At 64.3% G+C, this 17,299-nt stretch carries 18 protein-coding genes and 1 tRNA gene; 11 read left to right on the top strand and 8 right to left on the bottom strand.

The window, feature by feature from the left end; genetic code table 11:
• Positions 1-855, bottom strand: a complete 855-nt coding sequence (locus B5V03_RS21050; RefSeq protein ID WP_129272300.1) for a LysR family transcriptional regulator — start codon at positions 853-855, stop codon at positions 1-3.
• A gap of 111 nt (positions 856-966) precedes the next feature.
• Here B5V03_RS21050 and B5V03_RS21045 point away from each other — a divergent pair, with 111 nt between their 5' ends.
• Complete coding sequence (locus B5V03_RS21045; protein ID WP_129272299.1) at positions 967-1,389, top strand: tautomerase family protein; 423 nt, start codon at positions 967-969, stop codon at positions 1,387-1,389.
• A 43-nt stretch (positions 1,390-1,432) separates the two neighbouring features.
• Here the strand turns inward: B5V03_RS21045 and B5V03_RS21040 are convergent, their stop codons facing one another.
• Positions 1,433-2,146 (bottom strand): DNA helicase, encoded by a 714-nt coding sequence (locus B5V03_RS21040; RefSeq protein ID WP_164988166.1) that lies wholly within the window; start codon positions 2,144-2,146, stop codon positions 1,433-1,435.
• 195 nt (positions 2,147-2,341) lie between these two features.
• Positions 2,342-3,079, bottom strand: coding sequence for a lipoyl(octanoyl) transferase LipB (gene lipB, locus B5V03_RS21035; protein ID WP_129272298.1), 738 nt, complete (start codon positions 3,077-3,079; stop codon positions 2,342-2,344).
• An 82-nt stretch (positions 3,080-3,161) separates the two neighbouring features.
• On the opposite strand from lipB, the gene B5V03_RS21030 reads away from it, so the two are divergent.
• The 3 genes from B5V03_RS21030 to B5V03_RS21020 all read left to right on the top strand — a co-directional run bounded on the left by B5V03_RS21030 (position 3,162) and on the right by B5V03_RS21020 (position 5,297).
• Entirely contained in the window at positions 3,162-3,404 is a 243-nt protein-coding gene (locus B5V03_RS21030) for a FliM/FliN family flagellar motor switch protein (RefSeq protein ID WP_008141759.1), read from the top strand.
• A 202-nt stretch (positions 3,405-3,606) separates the two neighbouring features.
• Positions 3,607-3,691: transfer RNA gene (locus tag B5V03_RS21025), tRNA-Leu, on the top strand.
• A 430-nt stretch (positions 3,692-4,121) separates the two neighbouring features.
• A complete protein-coding gene (locus B5V03_RS21020; RefSeq protein ID WP_129272297.1) occupies positions 4,122-5,297 on the top strand; it encodes a lipase family protein in 1,176 nt (391 codons plus the stop codon).
• A gap of 39 nt (positions 5,298-5,336) precedes the next feature.
• Here B5V03_RS21020 and B5V03_RS21015 read toward each other — a convergent pair whose 3' ends face one another.
• The gene (locus B5V03_RS21015; protein ID WP_129272296.1) at positions 5,337-6,275 is read right to left on the bottom strand and encodes a GlxA family transcriptional regulator; all 939 of its coding nucleotides are present in this window, start codon (positions 6,273-6,275) and stop codon (positions 5,337-5,339) included.
• A 92-nt stretch (positions 6,276-6,367) separates the two neighbouring features.
• Between B5V03_RS21015 and B5V03_RS21010 the strand changes: the two genes are divergently transcribed.
• A complete protein-coding gene (locus B5V03_RS21010) occupies positions 6,368-7,054 on the top strand; it encodes a DJ-1/PfpI family protein (RefSeq protein WP_129272295.1) in 687 nt (228 codons plus the stop codon).
• A gap of 85 nt (positions 7,055-7,139) precedes the next feature.
• Positions 7,140-8,408, top strand: a complete 1,269-nt coding sequence (locus B5V03_RS21005) for an ABC transporter substrate-binding protein (RefSeq protein ID WP_245502283.1) — start codon at positions 7,140-7,142, stop codon at positions 8,406-8,408.
• A gap of 31 nt (positions 8,409-8,439) precedes the next feature.
• Here B5V03_RS21005 and B5V03_RS41550 read toward each other — a convergent pair whose 3' ends face one another.
• A complete protein-coding gene (locus B5V03_RS41550; RefSeq protein WP_164988165.1) occupies positions 8,440-8,697 on the bottom strand; it encodes a hypothetical protein in 258 nt (85 codons plus the stop codon).
• A 289-nt stretch (positions 8,698-8,986) separates the two neighbouring features.
• Here B5V03_RS41550 and B5V03_RS20995 point away from each other — a divergent pair, with 289 nt between their 5' ends.
• Complete coding sequence (locus B5V03_RS20995) at positions 8,987-9,361, top strand: hypothetical protein (protein WP_129272294.1); 375 nt, start codon at positions 8,987-8,989, stop codon at positions 9,359-9,361.
• A gap of 4 nt (positions 9,362-9,365) precedes the next feature.
• On the opposite strand, the gene B5V03_RS20990 is transcribed toward B5V03_RS20995, so the two are convergent.
• On the bottom strand, positions 9,366-10,664 hold the full coding sequence (locus tag B5V03_RS20990; RefSeq protein WP_129272293.1) for a polysaccharide deacetylase family protein: 1,299 nt from the start codon (positions 10,662-10,664) through the stop codon (positions 9,366-9,368).
• A gap of 157 nt (positions 10,665-10,821) precedes the next feature.
• Positions 10,822-11,595, bottom strand: coding sequence for a polysaccharide deacetylase family protein (locus B5V03_RS20985; RefSeq protein ID WP_164988184.1), 774 nt, complete (start codon positions 11,593-11,595; stop codon positions 10,822-10,824).
• A gap of 110 nt (positions 11,596-11,705) precedes the next feature.
• On the opposite strand from B5V03_RS20985, the gene mgtE reads away from it, so the two are divergent.
• From mgtE to B5V03_RS20965, 4 genes are all read left to right on the top strand, one after another.
• A complete protein-coding gene (gene mgtE, locus B5V03_RS20980; RefSeq protein ID WP_129272291.1) occupies positions 11,706-13,127 on the top strand; it encodes a magnesium transporter in 1,422 nt (473 codons plus the stop codon).
• A 229-nt stretch (positions 13,128-13,356) separates the two neighbouring features.
• Positions 13,357-13,659, top strand: a complete 303-nt coding sequence (locus tag B5V03_RS20975; protein WP_129272290.1) for a helix-turn-helix domain-containing protein — start codon at positions 13,357-13,359, stop codon at positions 13,657-13,659.
• A 113-nt stretch (positions 13,660-13,772) separates the two neighbouring features.
• A complete protein-coding gene (locus B5V03_RS20970; protein ID WP_129272289.1) occupies positions 13,773-14,591 on the top strand; it encodes an aldo/keto reductase in 819 nt (272 codons plus the stop codon).
• A gap of 49 nt (positions 14,592-14,640) precedes the next feature.
• The gene (locus B5V03_RS20965; RefSeq protein WP_129272288.1) at positions 14,641-15,606 is read left to right on the top strand and encodes a hypothetical protein; all 966 of its coding nucleotides are present in this window, start codon (positions 14,641-14,643) and stop codon (positions 15,604-15,606) included.
• Between the two features lie 905 nt (positions 15,607-16,511).
• Here B5V03_RS20965 and B5V03_RS20950 read toward each other — a convergent pair.
• Entirely contained in the window at positions 16,512-17,231 is a 720-nt protein-coding gene (locus tag B5V03_RS20950) for a DUF599 domain-containing protein (RefSeq protein ID WP_129272287.1), read from the bottom strand.
• Between the last annotated feature and the right edge of the window lie 68 nt (positions 17,232-17,299).

The raw sequence follows: 17,299 nt of genomic DNA, 5'->3' as shown, positions 1-17,299 counted from the left end.
TCAGGTGGCGGCTACACTTCGAAATGTCGCCGCCACCGCGCGCAACGCTGCCAGCTTGGCGGGATCGCTGACCTTCGAATGCAGCATCACCTTCGAGCTGCCGAGCTTTGGCAGTTCGTGTGCAGGCCCGATGTCGACCAATCCGGGCGGTGCGATCCGGCGCGCCAGCGGCGCAATCGCAAGTCCGGCAAGCGCGGCAGCGACCACGGCCGTGACGCCGCCTCCGACGAAGCGTTCGCGCCAGGCCATTCCGGCCTTGTCGAGCGCACGCACGGCGATGGCGCGGACACCGCAGGGCGGGGCGAGGGTTGCGAGTGGCAGCGGTTCGCCCTTCGGTAGGGCGAGGCGCCGTGATGCGAACCAGCCGAATTCGTCCTCGGTCAGTTTTTCGCCGCCGCGGCGGCTGCCTTCCTGGCGGACGATCACCGCGTCGAGCTCGCCCGCGTCATAGGCATCCTGCATCTCGCGCGAAAAGCCAATGGTGACGGCAAACGTGAGGTTCGCCGACATCGCATGCAGGCGTTCGAGCAGCGGCACCAGTTCGGGGCCCGCGGCGTGGTCGGAGATACCGAGCGAGAGCGATTGCGCGGCCGGTGCCTCGCCCGACAGCGCGCGGTCATGCGCTTCCATCAGCGCGCGGGCGCGGTCAAGGAACGCCGCGCCGTCGGCGGTGAGTCGGACGGCACGCGGCGAGCGCTCGACGAGGCGTTTTCCGAGTAGCGTCTCCAGCCGTTGCAGCTTCAGGCTGACGGCGGCCTGTGTCGTACCGAGTACCTCGGCAGCACGCGTAAAACCCTGGAGGTCGGCGACCAGCAGGAAGGCCTTGATGGTGGCGATATCGAGTGTGGCGGTCATTATGAATGCTTATCACTGGTATCAATAGAGATAAGATACCAAAATGGCGGGTGAAGGTCTAGCTTCTCTCCAACGCCGCGCAAATCGCGCGACATCCTGAGGAGAACGACCATGCCCCTGATCACCGTGTCGTACACCACCCCCCGCCAGTCGCCCGCGCTGAAGGCCGACATCGCCAGCGCCGTGTCCGAGCTCACCGCAAAGATCCTGCACAAGGATCCCAAGGTGACCGCCATCATCGTGAAATCGGTCGATGCGGCTGACTGGTTCGCCGGCGGCAAGTCGCTCGCCGAGCAAAAGCTCGCCAGCTACTGGATCGATATCCACGTCAGCGAAGGCACCAACACCAAGGACGAGAAGGCCGCCTATCTCGCCGCCACGTTCAAACGTATGGCCGAGATCCTGGGCCCGCTGCATCCCGAGACCTATCTGCATGTCGACGAGGTCAAGGGCGACGCTTACGGCTTTGGCGGCCTCACCCAGGAACGTCGTTACATCGCCGGCAAGCTCGAAGTGTCGCTAGCTGCCGCGTGAGGCGGCAAGCCGCGGGTGAGCGATCTCACCCGCGGCCTGATCGTCAGCTCGCCGCGCGGAACTGAACTTCGGAATTGTTCAGGAAGCACGTCTTGTCGAACAGTTTCAGATCCAGCGGGTTCGGCAGCCTGACATCGCTGATATCAGGGCAGGGTTTTATCGAGGGATCATAGGACCGGTCGATCTGCGAGATGAAGACCACGATCAGCCCCTTGTCGCGTGCGAACGATTTCAGCGCGCGCACCTGAACGGTGAGATCGGGGTTTTCGCGCCTCTGGTCGAGCAGTTGCAGATAGTCGATCACCACGACCGTGCCGCGGGGCGCTGCTGCCATCTGCTTGATGATGTGATCGGCGCTGATCGCGTCGGAGCAATCGACCTCGAACAGTTTGTCGAACTGCACGGGGTCTACGCCGATCGCACGCAATCGATCCAGAACGTCTCTCTCTGTGTATTCGAGCGAGAAGAACGCGGCGTGATGGCCCGACTTCATGGCCTCCACGGAAAGTTCGAGGCTCATCAGAGTCTTGCCTTGGCCGGGGCGCGCCCCGACCAGCACGAGATCGCCCTGCTGGAATTGCGGAAACAGTCGATTGGCCGGCGTGACTGCGCCAGCTTTTGCCGCGAGCATGCTCCAGGCGGAAAACCCTTCGCTCGCGGCAATGCGGTCAAGTGCGGCGTGGAGCGGGACGCCTTCCGCACGCGACAAGCGTTTTGCTTTGCGCTTCAGATGATAGATGGGTGCAGACAGCTTCATCGTAAAACCTCCCATTGCGAGCTGAAATGCAATCCCTCCTTATGCCCAGTGCTCGAACAGTCGGTCCGATGATCAACTCGCCCGGCATGACATCTGCTTTCCCGGCGGAGGGGGGAGGCGTGGGCGGCACCGGAATCGAACATAGCCGATTCGTATGTATGGAGAATGCGAGCAGCGCGTCTCCAACAGGAAACGCTAGGCAGCCGCCTCCGGCACCAACGCCTTGGTCGGCCCGAACAACTCCTCGAACGCCTGCCGGAGCGCGACGTCGACGTCAGTCATGGTCACGAGCTGGCCGAGATCGACCAGCGACGTCACGCCGTAGCGGGGATCGGCGACGCCGCAGGGCACGATGCCGGCGAAATGCGACAGCTCCGGCTCGACATTGATGGCGATGCCGTGGAACGAGACCCAGCGCTTCAGCCGGACGCCGATCGCCGCGATCTTGTCTTCATGCTCGGATCCCTTGTCGGGCCGCTTCACCCAGACGCCGACCCGGTCCTCGCGCCGCTCGCCGCGGACGTTGAAGGCGCCGAGCGTCTTCAGGATCAGCTCCTCCAGGCTCGCGACATAAGCCCGCACATCAGGCCGGCGGCGCTTGAGGTCGAGCATGATGTAGGCCACCCGCTGGCCGGGCCCGTGATAGGTCAGCTGCCCGCCGCGCCCGGTGGCAAAGGTCGGGAATCGGGGATCGAGCAGGTCGCTTTCCTTGCCCGAGGTGCCCGAGGTGTAGAGCGGGGGGTGCTCCAGCAGCCAGACCAGCTCCGGCGCTTCGCCGGCCGCAATCGCCGCGACTCGCGCCTCCATGGCGGAAACCGCCTCCGGATAGGGCACGGGCGCGTCGGAGATTCGCCACTCGACAGGTTCGCCGCTTGCAGCGGAAAACGACGTCAAATCGAGGTCTTGGCGGGGGTTTTGAGGTGAATTAACCATTGGCTAACCATAACGTGGTGATGATCACAGGCGCAAATGCCAAAGTCCTTTGGCTCAGTCTCCAGTTGCGGCGGTCCTGACAGTGCCCACTCTCGATAAAGTCACCGTGGATCTCATGGTCGTCCTCGGGACGACCACCATGCCGATCCATCAAGTATTACGTCTTTCCCGCGGCGCCATCATCGAGCTGGACGCGACCGAGGCCGACGAGGTCAAGGTCTTGGCCAATAACCTGCCGGTCGCCTCCGGCGTCGTGCTGGTGGACCGCAACCGAATCGCGGTCGAGGTCAAGCAGATGCTGCCGCGCACGCAGGGGACGCGGTAGCGCCCCGGAGACGCGGTAGCGGCCTGGGCACGCGGTAACGAGGGCTTCGGCATCCGATAGGACCGATCCGGACAGGGATAGGGATTTTCCTGCCAAGCTTGTGGAATTCGAGGCCTTTGCAGGCTTGTATCCCCCTGATGGATTTGTTAGATCGGCGACCGCTGATCCGGCCAGCCTAACGACCTCAGGCCGGTATCTCCTTGCGCTCGTGGCGGAATTGGTAGACGCGCTGCCTTGAGGTGGCAGTGGGTAACACCGTGGGGGTTCGAGTCCCTCCGAGCGCACCATACGGCGGATCGCGCCGTTTTAGTCGGGGTAGGGCCTGTTGCTGCCGAAATCCCCTCGCAGATCAAGTCGATGATCTGATCATCAAACATCAGGCAAAAGTGGCTGCATCGGACGCGATGCGTCTGAGCGAATCTGTTCAGCCAATTTGATTTGCCGAGATTGACCACGGCAGCTTGGCGCGGCGGCGGTCCGTAATCGATTTTGTCGCAAGTGATCGCAAAGGACCTGCTCCGTCATTGGTCCTGCTCACGCAATTGTTCCTGGAAATAGCCTGTCAGGGACGCGGGTCGATCGACACCTTGATATTGCATTTTGATACGATCACACCCTATAATTGATTAACTCCGAGAGATCCGAAAATATCGGTCGCTGGCTTCCGGGTCCGAACACGGGCTGCCGGAGTCGAGCGCCTTTGCAAGGGAGGGCAGTATGACGCTCAAGCCGGGATTCCAATTCGCGGAGGCGCAACTTCTGCTCGAGATGGCGCAGCATGCCTATGCCGGCACGCCATCGCTGACCGAAGTGGTGGCAACCTGCGGCGTTCCCCCCGTGCCCGATCCAAGCTCGAATTGGACGATCCGCAAGGACCTCACCCCGACGAGCTCCACGCTCTTGGATAATTACTGGCAGGTCTGGCAGAACCAGAGTGACAGCACCCAATACGCGATCGCCGTGCGCGGTACGGTCGCAAGTGCGGCCAGCGTGTTGGCCGATTTGCTGTTCCCCCTGATCAACGCGCGCTTTGACGTGAAGCTCGGTTCGATCTCGCTGCCGTTCTATCTCGCCCGCGATGAGGGTGACAGTGCGGTGAAAGCCGGTGTGCATTCGGGCTTCGCTCTGAGTTTGCTGCTCATGCTGTTCACCACCGATAGCCCATTGTTCGTGACCTTGGCGCTGCTCGCGGAGCAGGGCAACGACGTCTACGTCACCGGGCACAGCCAGGGTGCATCGATTGCCACGCTGCTCACCTCGCTGGTCCGGCACTCGACGGATGTTTTCAAGGGGCCGGCCTACAAGACCTACACCTTCGCGCCTGCCAAGGGCGGCAACGACCATTACGCATACGATTACGCGCAGCTTGCCGGGGTCGACGGATACGCCTGGGCGGTGACATCGACGCAGGACTGGGTGCCGCAGGCGCCGTTTGCCCTGGAGTGGATCTCAGACCTCAACACGCCAAATCCGTTGCGTGGGTTCAACGGCAGCCCCAATCCCGAGGCCATGATCGCGCTCGGCAGCGTGGTCGCCGACGGTGAGAGCGCCGTCAATCGCGTTCGCGACGATGCGGTGAGGCGGCTCAAGCAGCGGGTCGGGAGTCTTTCTCTGAGGCTGACATCCGAGACGATCCATTTGAAAGCCGCCGATCTCGGCGCGGCAAATGCCACACCGATCACGGGATCGACGATCTCGGATGTGATCCAGCAGATCCTCGACCAGATTCAGGCCTCGCTGAACTATGCCGACGTCGGCGCGCTGCTGCCGCTATTCGCCACCCCGGGCGGCAACCCGACCGACGGGACGCCGGGATGCCAGACGCTGGACTATTTCTGGCAGCACCATCTCGGCAACTACCTGAAATACATGAAGCAGCAGTATGGCAGCTGAGCCGGCAATGACTGCGTGCGCGGAGCGACCAATTTCCGCTCACACACTCCGCGCCGAGCGTCGCAGCGATTGCGGCGGCTGACCGAAGGCGCGGATGAAGGCACGGCGCATCCGCTCGGGGTCGCGAAAACCTGTCGATTGCGCGACGCGCTCGATGGCTTCGCCGGAGGACTGCACCCGCTCGCGCGCCACCTCGACCCGCAACCGCTCGACGGCCTTGGTCGGCGTCGATCCGGTTTCGGCGATGAAGGAACGCACGAAATGCCGCGCGCTCAAGCCAGCGCGTTCGGCGAGAGCGTCGACCGTGAGCTGCGCGTCTAGGTTCTCGCGCACCCAGGACAAGAGGCCGCCGAAGCGGCCGTTCGGCGTCTTGAGTTCGAGCAAGGTCGAGAACTGCGACTGCCCGCCGCCGCGGCGCTGATAGAGCACCAGCTGTCGCGCGACCGCTTGCGAGACCTCTTCGCCGTGGTCCTCGGCGATCATGGCGAGTGCGAGATCGATCCCTGCGGTGATGCCCGCCGACGTCCACACGCGATCGTCCCGGATGAAGATCTGGTCCGGCTCCAGCCTGACATTGGGATAGCGTCCGGTGAAGTCGCGCGTGCAAGACCAGTGCGTGGTCGCGCTGCGGCCGTCCAGGAGTCCGGCCTCCGCGAGCAGGTAGGCGCCGTTGCAAACGCTGGCCATGCGCACGCCGCGCTTCGCCAGTCTCCGAATGAAGGCGATCGTCGTCTTGCAGCGCGTGGCTGCTTCGACGCCTTCGCCGCCTGCAACGAGCAGCGTCGTGACGGGGCTCGCCGCGCGCAAGCTGCGCGCAAACATCTCGGTGCCCGACGAGCTGCGCACGGCGCCGGCCTTGGTTGCGACCGTGATGACCTGCGGGGCGTTTGGCACGTAACGTCTTGCGATCTCGAACACCGAGATCGGGCCGGCCGCGTCCAGCAACTGGAATTCGGGAAAGATCAGGAAGCCGATCATGGACGCGTCCAAAAATGAGGGAATTACGCCGTTTCCGACCTCAAGGCGAACATGACAGGCTGTCACCGTCAAGCACGATGTCGAGGTGGGTCATGTCGGGTCCGTTGCAGATCGGTCTTCTGGTTTTTCCCCGTGTCACCCAGCTCGATCTCACAGGTCCGGCGCAGGTCTTCTCCAGCCTGCCTGATGTGAACGTGCATCTGGTCTGGAAACGCATCGAACCTGTGCCGAGCGATTCCGTGATCATGCTGACGCCGACCGTCACCTTCGCCGATTGCCCGCAGCTCGACGTGATCTGCGTTCCCGGCGGCTATGGCACCGACGAGCTGATGCTCGACGAGGAGGTGCTGGCGTTTCTGCGCAGGCAGGAGAGGGGCGCGACTTACGTCACGTCGGTCTGCACCGGCTCGCTCGTGCTTGGCGCTGCCGGCCTCTTGCAAGGGTACCGCGCAGCGACGCACTGGACGGCCGTCGATGCCTTGCCGTTCTTCGGCGCCTCGGTGTCGCGCGAGCGGGTCTGCATCGATCGCAACCGCATGACGGGCGGCGGCATCACGGCCGGAATCGATTTCGCGCTCACCCTGGTCTCGATGTTGCGAGGCCGGGCGGCTGCCGAGATGATCCAGCTCCGCATGGAATATAATCCCGCGCCACCGTTCGAGGCCGGCTCGCCGGATACAGCGCCCGCGGCGATCGTCGCGGCGATGAAGGAGCGCGTTGCGCCGGCGCAGGCGCGGCGGCTGGAGTTCGTCAGGAAGGCCGTCGGTCAGCAAGGATAGCAGCTGCGAAACTGCCGATCGGACATTGGGATAATCGGGGCAGGTCATCGCTGACATCCGTCGCGATGCTGGAATGGAGGGGGCAATGGCGCCTTGTCGTGTTCGGAAGTTGCAGTCATGGCGCATCCCGCTTGCCCGGTTCACCTTCGGACTTGCCCTGGCGCTGGGGCCGCTCGCGCTCGCCGAGCGGAGCGCGGCTGCCGACTTTTCCGGCGGGGTCATCAAGATCGGCATCATCAACGATCAGTCCGGCCCATTGTCGGACAATTCTGGACCAGGCTCCGTCGTCGCCGCAAAGTTGGCCGCTGAGGATTTTCAGAGAGCGACTCCTGACATCAAGGTGGAGATCATCTTCGCCGACCATCAGAACAAGCCGGACATAGGGGCGCAAATTGTCCGCAAATGGTTCGACGTCGACGGCGTCGACATGGTGGCCGATGTCGGAAACTCGGCGGTCGCGCTCGCGATCCAGTCGATCGCGCGCGACAAGAACAGGATCGTCATCTATTCGGCGGTCGGCACCACGGAGATCGGCGGCAAGCAATGTTCGCGTACCGGATTGATGTGGCTGCACGACAATTACAATCTCGTCTCCGGATCGGTTCGCAGGCTGGTGTCGCAAGGCTATGACAGCTGGTTCTTCATCGCGGCCGACTATGCGTTCGGACGCAATATGGTGGAGGTGTCCCAGCGTGTGCTCGCGGAAGGACAAGCAAAGTCGCTTGGTGCCGTCTTTCACCCGCTCGGAAACGCCGACTACGGCTCGTTCCTGCTGCAAGCCCAGGCCTCGAAGGCCAAGGTCGTCGCCTTCGCCAATGCCGGTGAGCAGCTCGTGACCGCGATGAAGCAATGGCACGAGTTCGGAATGAACATGGGATCGCAGAAGCCGGTCGCCGAGCTGATGTTCCTGACCGACGTGCACGCCATGGGCGTCGACACGGCCAAGGGACTAACGACCGTCACCGCCTGGTATTGGGCCCTCAACGATGAGACGCGCGCGTTCGGCCAGAGGTTCTACAAGCTCCACAAGGCGATGCCGACCGCGCCGCAGGCCGCCGTCTACTCCGCCGTGTTACAATATCTGAGAGCGGCGGCTGCGGCCGGAACGGACGAGACCAACGCGGTCCTCGACAAGATGCGCGCGATGCCGGTGGACGATTTCTACGCGCCGGGCGCACGGCTGCGCGCCGACAACAAGCTCGTGCACGATTTCTATCTGGTCGAGGTCAAGAAGCCTGCGGAGGTCAAGACCCTCTGGGACTACTATAACGTGGTCGAGAAAATACCGGCCGAGGACGCTTTTCTCCCCCTGAGCCAGAGCGAATGTCCGTTGCTCAAGACGTCGGCAAACTGACCTGGGCCGGGCGAGGCCGGAGCGGCCCTCCTCAGCCATATTCCTCGCCAATCCCGTATTCCTTGTAGATCTCGAGCGGATCCGTGTCCGGAAACAGGCGGCATTTGGCCTGGGCGAGGTGCAGGCTCACCGCCGCCGGCTCCTTGCCGTTCGCCAGCATCTTGCGGATGTCGTCCATATGCGCGTTTGGCCGATGCTTGGGTTCGAGCTGCTCCAGTGCGACCAGCGCGGTCGCCAGCGCTTCGGTCAGAACCCAGTCGTCGTGGCCCGTGATTCCCTTCTTCGGCATCGGCAGACCCCAGATGTGGCGGCACCCGATAGTCTATCGCGACTTCCGCCAAATCTCCATTGAGCCGTGGCGCTCCGGTGCGCGGAACGGGCCGGTCAACGTGGTCCGGCTTGCATTATGGCCGCGCGTGGCTAAAAGGCGGCAATTGCGCGGACGATCGTATCTTTGTTGAAACAAAGTTGGCGTAGACGGGCCTCGCGCGGCGTTCAGGTCGGCTGTTCCGGCCTGTGAGCCGTATCCCTGAACTCTCGGAAGCCGAACGGTCGTACCGCCGAAGGCTGGAGCCAGCATGGTCTTTCTTAGCTTCGTCTACCGCTTCGTCACCAATTTCGCATTCATGGCGATGGTCTATTTCAGCCTGAACTTCATGGAGAAATACCAGAACCGGGCGATCATCGCGATCCTGGTGCTGGTCTATACCGGCATGCGCGCGGCCTCGACGCTGCGTGCGTTCTACTTCTTCCAGAAGATCGAGAAGCTGGAGGCCGAGACGAAGCGCCTGCAGGCCCCGATCAATGACGGCTCGGGCGGAACCAGCGCGCGCAAGCAGGTCGTCGCCGACGTGGCCCGGCTGCGCCGCGACGGCGAACTCAAATCCTATATGGACCTGTTCTTCCTGGCGCTGATCGTGCTGCTTTGCGTGGCCGCCATCATGCGGCAGTGAGGGCTTAAGCGCGTTTCTTCACGCTGGTCGCGACGCGGGTCGGGTGGGGCGTTGTACCCTTCTGTGCAGTACCCTTGGTCTGTGCGGTATGTTTCGGGGTGCCGTGTGCAGCGTCGGCGGTCCGGGAGGCGCGCGACTTGCCGGCCTTGATGCTTCCGGACTTGATGCTTCCGGACTTGCCCTTGGCCGCGCGCGGCGTCTCGGCCGCCATCGCCAGCCGGGTCGCGGCGCGCCGCGACAGGGTCGTCGACAGCAGCACCTCGATCGAGCCTTCCGGGATCGCAAAGAGATCGTGGCCGGGGACGGGCAGGGTGGACGCGACATCCAACTGCCCCTTGGTCCGGCGCGGCAGCAGCGGCTGATGCTCGGTCTGCGCATTGAGATCGGTCAGCGAGGGCGCCGGAAGCATCGTGCTCTGCGTGAACACGAAGTTCGGCACTGAAGGCCAGCGCGCGATCGGCGTCGTCTCGGTCGGCGGATGCAGCAGCCATTCCACCGCCGTGGTCGGCGTCGCCGGCAGGTCGGCGGTCGCCGGCACCACATGGACAATGCGATAGCCGCGCGCCTTGAGGTCGCGGAGGATTTTCGGCAACGCCGCCACAGTGCGCGCCTGGATGTCGTGCAGCAGCAAGATGCCCTTGCCCTTGGCCTCCAGCCGCTGGATCGCGAGCTGATAGACGCGGTCGGACGACACATGGCGCCAGTCATCGGCGGGGAAGTCGGCGCTCCAGACCTGGATGCCGCGCGAGATCAAATAGTTCTCGACACCTTCGGCGCGCATCAGGCCGGGAATGCGGAAGAACGGCGCGAGCTTGGTCGGATCGGTCATTGCGGCCGAGGTCCACTGGATGCCGCCGTTGATCTCGGGCTCGTATTTTTCGATCGGCATCCGGTCGAAGGTCAGCGGATGGTTCATGCTGTGGGTGCCGACGGTGTGACCCGCCGCCACCAGCTTGCGCACGCCTTCCGGGTTCGCCTTGGCCTGGCCGCCGATGATGAAGAAAGTCGCCTTGATGCACTCGTCGTCGAGCATCTTGAGGATCTGGTTCGAATATTTCGGCAGCGGACCGTCGTCGAAGGTCAGGACGACTTCATGGTCCTTCAGCGGCAACGTCTCGCGATACTGCATGGTGCCAATGCGCGGATGCTCGCGCGGATCCACCACGAGGGTGCGGGACGTCCCGAGCGCGTCCGGATGGCCGGGGCAGTCGGCCGCATACGCTGCTGGCGGAGCGAGGGTCAGCAGGCCAATACAAAGGACGATCCACGATCGCGTCCGAACTACAACGCTACTTCCGATCATGAACCTCGTCTGCCCTCATACGCGGTTGCCGCCATAGTAGGTCGGAGACGCCCCAAAACGGTTCAGGCGGCCCCTTCCATCATTGCATGGCGTAGCATGAACAGACTGTTAATAGGGCCAAAATCACCCCAATTTGCGCCCCCGTGACATTCCGGCATCAGCGCGTATCGGCGTTCTTCTGCGATGGGCCCGCCGGCACCACGTGAACCACGCGAAAACCGTTCTCCCTCAGATACCGCAGGAAGGCCGGCATGATCGCGGCCGTCCGCGCCTTGGGATCGTGGAACAGGATGATGCCCTTGCCGGCGGCCGCGAGGCGCTCGGTGATGAGCTTCAATTCTTGTTCCGGCGTCATCTCGTTCCAGTCGCTGGCCCAGAGATCTGCCCCGAACACGACGATGCCGCGCGACTGCAGCAGGTCGAGCTCGGCTTGCGTCGCCTCGAAATAGGGGAAGCGGAAAAACGGCGTCGAGGGTGTCGTCGTGAAGGTGCCGTGCAGCGCCATCTCACCGGCGGCAATGCCGCGATCGATCTCGCTCTTCGCCTTGTCGAACGGGATCCGCGCCATGAACGGATGTGACCAGGTGTGGTGGCCGATGGTGTGGCCCTCGCGCGCGATGCGCTTGACCATGTCCGGATGTTCGGAGGCGTGCAGGCCGATCAGGAAGAAGGTCGCGCGCACGCATTCCTGCGCCAGCGCCGCCAGCACCTTCGACGTCGTCGGCGGATGCGGGCCGTCGTCGAAGGTCAGCACGACCTCGTGATCGGCCAGCGCCAGCGTCTGCGGAAAGCTCTTCAGGCCGACGCGCGGCGTGGTCTTGGCATCGACGCTGAGAATGCGCGAGGTGCCGAGCGCGTCCTTGCGCGGGCACTCGGCAGCCTCCGTCGCGGCGATGCCGGCGAGGGCCGCGAGGACCGCAGCCAGCGACATCGAGGTCCATTTCCGCCGAAGCATCTTTGCCATTGCGCTCGGAGTTGCCTTGTGGGTATTGCCTGAACCATCAGCTCAGATCACCAACCTGTCAAACGGCGAGGCGCACCATGGATGAACATATGGACGGTGCTCCATCTGCCGAGGCCTCGGTACTCGACCATGTGCCGATGCGCAATGAAGACGGCGATATCAGGCACGAATTCGTCGCGGAGATTGCCCATGCGATCGAGGCCGGCGACAGCGCCGCGCTGCGCGCCTGTGTCGCAGAGCTGCACGAGGCCGATCTCGGCGATCTGATCGGCGCGCTGGAGCCCGACGACCGCGTCCGCCTGGTCGAGCTCACCGGCCGCGACTTCGACTTCTCGGCGCTGAACGAGGTCGACGAGACCGTCCGCGACGACATCCTCGAGGAGTTGCCGCCGGAGACGGTCGCGGAAGGTGTCCGCGAGCTCGAATCCGACGACGCGGTCGAGCTGCTGGAAACCCTCGACGAGGCGGAGCAGGAGGAGATCCTCGAAAAGCTTCCCTTGCAGGAGCGCGTCGCGCTCGAGCGCAGCCTGCTGTATCCGGAAAATTCCGCAGGCCGCCGGATGCAGACCGAGTTCATCGCGGTGCCGCAGGATTTCACCGTCGGGCAGGCGATCGACTACATGCGCGAGACGCCGGATCTGCCCGATCGCTTCTACGAGATCTATGTCGTCGACAAGGACCAGCATTGGCATGGCGCGGTCTCACTCGACGTCCTGCTCCGTGCGCGCCGCCCGGTGGCGCTTGCCGAGCTGACCGACGAGGATCGCCGCCGCGTCTCCGTCCTGGAGGACCAGGAGGAGGTGGCGCGCATGTTCGGCAAGTACAATCTCGTCGCAGCACCGGTGCTCGACACCCAGGATCGCCTCGTCGGCGTCATCACCGTCGACGACGTCGTCGACGTCATCGAGGAGGAGGCGGACGAAGACCTCAAGGCGCTCGGCGGCGTCAACAGCGACGAAGAGCTCTCCGACACCGTGTTCACCATCGCGCGCGCACGGTTCAACTGGCTGCTGGTCAATCTCGCCACCGCCTTCCTGGCGTCCTCCGTGCTCGGCCTGTTCGAGGGCCAGCTCGAAAAGATGGTCGCGCTCGCCGTGCTGGCGCCGATCGTGGCGAGCCAGGGCGGCAATGCCGCGACCCAGACCATGACGGTCGCAGTGCGCGCGCTGGCGACGCGTGAGCTCGGCGCCTCCAACGCCTGGCGCGTGGTGATGCGCGAAGGCCTGGTCGGCCTCGTCAACGGGCTCGCCTTCGCCGTGATCACGGGCATCGCGGCCGTGGCCTGGTTCAAGATCCCGGGTCTCGGCATGGTCATCGGCCTTGCCATCATCGTGAACCTCTTTGCCGGCGCGCTCGGCGGCATTTTGATCCCGATGGCGCTCGAACGTGTCAGGGCCGATCCGGCGGTGGCGTCGGGCACGTTCGTGACGACGGTGACCGACGTGGTCGGCTTCTTCTCGTTCCTCGGCATTGCGACGCTTTGGTTCGGGTTGAGGTAAGGAAGGCGCACTCTCTCCTGTGTCCCGGGCGCGCTGCGGCGCGTAGCGCTGCTGCGCAGAACCGGGACCCAGAAAGCGACTCGGTGCGTCGCCGCGAGGTGGGCCCCGGCTCTGCAGCGCACCGCTAAAGAAGCGCTGCGCTGCGTCCGGGGCACGAGAGCGTATTCGCCGCCATCATCTTTAATCCGAACTTAAGCGACCTGCCGCATCATCGCCCGGGCTTGGGGGAATGAATATGCGGTTGCGGCTGAAGGCGGACGGGCGGGTCGTCGAATTGCGGGACGGACAGGAATTTCCGGTCCAGCCGGCGGCGAATGTCGCGCCCGCCGATATCAGCTCTCACGCGGTGCGCGATTTGCGCCGCCGCGCCTGCCTGACCCAGATGGAGTTCGCCGCAAAACTCGGCGTTCCCGTCGAGACCATCCGCAACTGGGAGCAGGGCAAGCGCGCGCCGCGGGGACCGGCCCGCGCACTGCTCGCCGTGATCGCGCATGCGCCCGACACCGTGTTCCAGGCGCTCGCCAAAGCCTGACGCCAGGGTCTCACGTCAGGGCCCCGCACAGCCTCCCGTTAGCATTGCGTTGGCAGTGTCGCGGGCGAGGTCCATAATGGCGTCCGGGGCTGCCGCAACAGAGGGGATTCCTCATGCTGTTCGTCGAGGCCAATGGCGCAAGAATACCGGCGATCGGGCTCGGGACCTGGGAGCTGAGCGGGCGCACCTGCGCACGGGTGGTCGAGCAGGCGCTGCGGCTCGGCTATCGCCACATCGACACCGCGCAGGTCTACGACAATGAGCGCGAGGTCGGCGACGGCTTGCGTTCCTCCGGCGTGCGGCGTGACGATATCTTCCTGACGACAAAGGTCTGGACCAACCATTTCGCGCCCCACGACCTCGAACGCTCGGTCAAGGAGAGCCTGGCGCGCATGCGGCTTCCTTCCGTCGACTTGCTGCTGCTGCACTGGCCCAATTCGCACGTGCCGCTGGAGGAGACGCTGGGCGCGCTGTCGCATGCCAAGCGCATGGGCCTGACCCGCCACATCGGCGTTTCCAACTTCACGGTTGCGTTGATCGAGCAGGCGGTTGCGCTGTCGCCGGAGCCGCTGGCCTGCAACCAGGTCGAATACCATCCTTATCTCGACCAGACGAAGGTGAGGTCGGCCTGCGACCAGCACGGCCTCGCGCTGGTCGCCTACAGTCCGATCGCCAAGGGCCGGATCAAGACCGACCAGACGCTGGCGACCATCGGCCGCGCGCATCGCAAGACGCCGGCACAAATCTGCCTGCGCTGGCTGGTGCAACAGAATGTGTCTGCGATCCCGCGCACCTCGCGCGTCGAGCGCCTGTCGGAAAACATCGAGATCTTCGATTTCGAGCTGGCGGACGACGAGATGGCTCGCATCGCCGCGCTGACCAATCCCAAGGGCCGCCTGACCGATTTCGGCTTCGCGCCAAAATGGGATTGAGGGGGGCCTGCGTTATGCTAGGACCAGCCCGGAAACCCAAAGTCAGGCGATGGAACTGCGGAAGATCATACGGACGGACCTTGCGGCGTCGGCGATCGCCCATCTGACGCTGGTGGGGCTGATCATCCTGATCAGCGAGGTCCATCCGTTCCACGCCGCACCGCCGGAGACTGTTGCGGTCGACATCGTCACGCCGGAGCAGGTGAAGGAGCAGGAGACGAAGGCGGAGGAGGCCGCAAAGGAGAAGGCGCCGGAGCCGACGCCAACCCCTGAGCTGCGACTGCCGAAGCTGGATGTCACCGACAAGGACAAGGCGGAGGCCGCGCCAAAGCCGGCCGCCAAGCCGCAGGCCGCGGCACCGTCGCAGAAGGCGCCCGAGCCGGAGCAGAAGCAGAAGCAGCCGTCGCCCTCACAGGCCCCGAAGCAGCATGAGGCTAACGTGCAGCCTCAGCAACCGCCGCCATCGCAACAGCTGCCGCCGCAAGCTCAGCCCCAACCGTCGCTTCAGGCGATGCCGCCACCGATGCAGCCGTCGCCACAAGCGATGCCGCAGCAGGAGGCCGCACCGCCACCGGCCTATCAGGCGCCCGAGCCCGATGTCACCGTCAAGTACGGCGTCATGCTGGGCCTGCCGCCTGAATTGCCGGTGGAGCTGCCGAAAGACGCCCCCAAGGACGACGGCGGCGACGCCAAGGATTCAATGGCCGCCAAGCTGCCGCCCGAGGTCGTCGCCGCGCTGCGCCGCCACCTGAAGAGCTGCGCCAGGCTGCCGGCCGGGCTCGCGCCGACCGACAACGTCAACATCAAGCTGCGCACGGTGTTCGCCACCGACGGCACGCTGGCGCGCGAGCCGATCCTGATCGAAGCCCCGCCGTCCGCGAAGGGCGTGGCGCTCGTGAAATCCGCGATGGCAGCACTCCAGGCCTGCCAGCCCTACAAGATGCTGCCGGCCAATCTGTACGGGGAGTGGAAGGTGCTGGACCTGCCGTTCAGCCCGCGGGATTTTGGCGGATAGTTCTGGGTCACCCGACGGGCAAAACACCGCGCAGGCCGTCAATCCCCCTTCGCAAAAATATTCCACTTTACCGAAATTCGGAAATGGCGTATGTGTCGCCCATCCTCGCTCATCCTTGAGGGGCGATCGTACGTCGTCACGATATGCGAGCGGGGTTGCGGTGGACGCGGCAGCGTCGTGCGCGAGAGGTCAAGGGCAGGGCGGGTAGTCCCTGTGAGCCCGTGGCCGCGTGCGGACGAGCGACGCTGATGCGTACGGCAAAACCGTGTGGTCCTGGCCGTCGTTGCTACGGTCAAGCCTGTCGCGGAGATGTGCGCGAGCCCAACCGGGCAGACGGCATCGTCAATTCGCGGGGCGAGGGAGGCCAGAAGGAAAGTTCGGCTCCCGGGAGAGCACGGCATAAGCCGTCCAACCACTGCGCAGGGAAGGCCGAGTGTTCGGCGTCACCTGTATGCTGCTGTGCGGTTTCTCTGCGTGTGCTTTTCGCGCAGCGGACCGCGGGTGCGAGCTGGCACCCGGCCTTCCCTGCGCCCTCTTGGACAAGAGAGGGTGGAGTGACCATGCAAAGCTCGGGCGAATTGAGCCGCGAGAATGCGAAAATGTGTCTGCAAATTCAAATGCGAGTTGGAGCGGCGTTGCTGCCTCATACTCCGTCGTTGCGAGCGCAGCGAAGCAATCCAGTCGGTCGCCGCGGAAAGATTCTGGATTGCTTCGCTGCGCTCGCAATGACGACGTGGAGAGAGTGCGCGTAAAACTCCGCTCTCGTGCCCCGGACGCAGCGCAGCGCTTCTTCAGCGGTGCGCTGCTGAGCCGGGGCCCATCTACCCGCACTGTACCGTATCGCCTGGGTCCCCGGCTCTGCGCCGCAACGCTGCGCGTCGCAGCTTGTCCGGGACACGAGAGGATCAATGACCGCGCTTCCGCATCCCCTCGTCCCCCGCCATCGCCTCCGGCGCCATCGCGGCCCATGCACTCGACGCGAACTGCCTGCGCCAGGTCACGATCACCACGGCTGCGGTGGTCACAAACAGCACCCAGGGGCTGACGAACCAGCCGAGATAGCCGAGTGCGAAGAAGAAAGCGCGCTGGCCGCGGTTGAAGTGACGGCCGGCGGATTCGAACACGCGCGAGGTGCGGATGACGTGGGCTTCGGCCTCCGGTGTGTCGCGCTGGGAGGCGAGCGGCATGCCGCCGAACAGGATCGCGACATAGTTGAACAGGCGATAGGCCCAGGCGAACTTGAAGAAGGCGTAGACGCAGATCAGCACCAGGCCGACGCATTTCAGCTCCCACATCGCCGGCGAGGTGCTGAGGTCGATCGGCAGCTTGCTCAGGATCATGATCGCGTCATTGGTCGCATGCAGCAGCGCCAGCGCGCCGCCGAGTGCGAACAGGCTGGTGGAAGCGAAGAAGGCGGTGCCGTTCTGCAGCGAGGCCATGATCTGCATGTCCACCATGCGCGCCTCGCGGTCGAGCAGGCGGCGGACCCAGACCTCGCGGTAGCGGTTCATGCGCGCCGACAGGCTGTCGCGGCCATAGGCCGAGTGTTCCAGCGTCACGGCATAGACCAACCATTCGAAGATGAAGAAGCCGACGGCGGTAATGTCGACCCAATGCCTGCTCATGACTTGCTCCTCAGGGATCGCAACGATTGCCACGCATGCCCGATGGCGGCAACGATTGATTGGTGGCA

The sequence above is a fragment of the Bradyrhizobium betae genome, from assembly GCF_004123905.1.
GTDB lineage: Bacteria > Pseudomonadota > Alphaproteobacteria > Rhizobiales > Xanthobacteraceae > Bradyrhizobium > Bradyrhizobium betae_A.
Note: the sequence above shows the minus strand (reverse complement) of the source record. Positions and strands in the feature narration are given on the sequence as shown.

Coding starts and splice junctions, on each gene's coding strand:
- B5V03_RS21015 (WP_129272296.1), bottom strand. CDS start 6,275: ATGATCGGCTTCCTGATCTTTCCCGAATTCCAGTTGCTGGACGCGGCC.
- B5V03_RS21020 (WP_129272297.1), top strand. CDS start 4,122: ATGACGCTCAAGCCGGGATTCCAATTCGCGGAGGCGCAACTTCTGCTC.
- B5V03_RS20995 (WP_129272294.1), top strand. CDS start 8,987: ATGGTCTTTCTTAGCTTCGTCTACCGCTTCGTCACCAATTTCGCATTC.
- B5V03_RS20990 (WP_129272293.1), bottom strand. CDS start 10,664: ATGATCGGAAGTAGCGTTGTAGTTCGGACGCGATCGTGGATCGTCCTT.
- B5V03_RS20970 (WP_129272289.1), top strand. CDS start 13,773: ATGCTGTTCGTCGAGGCCAATGGCGCAAGAATACCGGCGATCGGGCTC.
- B5V03_RS21005 (WP_245502283.1), top strand. CDS start 7,140: ATGGCGCCTTGTCGTGTTCGGAAGTTGCAGTCATGGCGCATCCCGCTT.
- B5V03_RS21010 (WP_129272295.1), top strand. CDS start 6,368: ATGTCGGGTCCGTTGCAGATCGGTCTTCTGGTTTTTCCCCGTGTCACC.
- B5V03_RS21045 (WP_129272299.1), top strand. CDS start 967: ATGCCCCTGATCACCGTGTCGTACACCACCCCCCGCCAGTCGCCCGCG.
- B5V03_RS20950 (WP_129272287.1), bottom strand. CDS start 17,231: ATGAGCAGGCATTGGGTCGACATTACCGCCGTCGGCTTCTTCATCTTC.
- B5V03_RS20985 (WP_164988184.1), bottom strand. CDS start 11,595: ATGTCGCTGGCTGCGGTCCTCGCGGCCCTCGCCGGCATCGCCGCGACG.
- lipB (WP_129272298.1), bottom strand. CDS start 3,079: ATGGTTAATTCACCTCAAAACCCCCGCCAAGACCTCGATTTGACGTCG.
- B5V03_RS41550 (WP_164988165.1), bottom strand. CDS start 8,697: ATGCCGAAGAAGGGAATCACGGGCCACGACGACTGGGTTCTGACCGAA.
- B5V03_RS21040 (WP_164988166.1), bottom strand. CDS start 2,146: ATGAAGCTGTCTGCACCCATCTATCATCTGAAGCGCAAAGCAAAACGC.
- mgtE (WP_129272291.1), top strand. CDS start 11,706: ATGGATGAACATATGGACGGTGCTCCATCTGCCGAGGCCTCGGTACTC.
- B5V03_RS20975 (WP_129272290.1), top strand. CDS start 13,357: ATGAATATGCGGTTGCGGCTGAAGGCGGACGGGCGGGTCGTCGAATTG.
- B5V03_RS20965 (WP_129272288.1), top strand. CDS start 14,641: ATGGAACTGCGGAAGATCATACGGACGGACCTTGCGGCGTCGGCGATC.
- B5V03_RS21050 (WP_129272300.1), bottom strand. CDS start 855: ATGACCGCCACACTCGATATCGCCACCATCAAGGCCTTCCTGCTGGTC.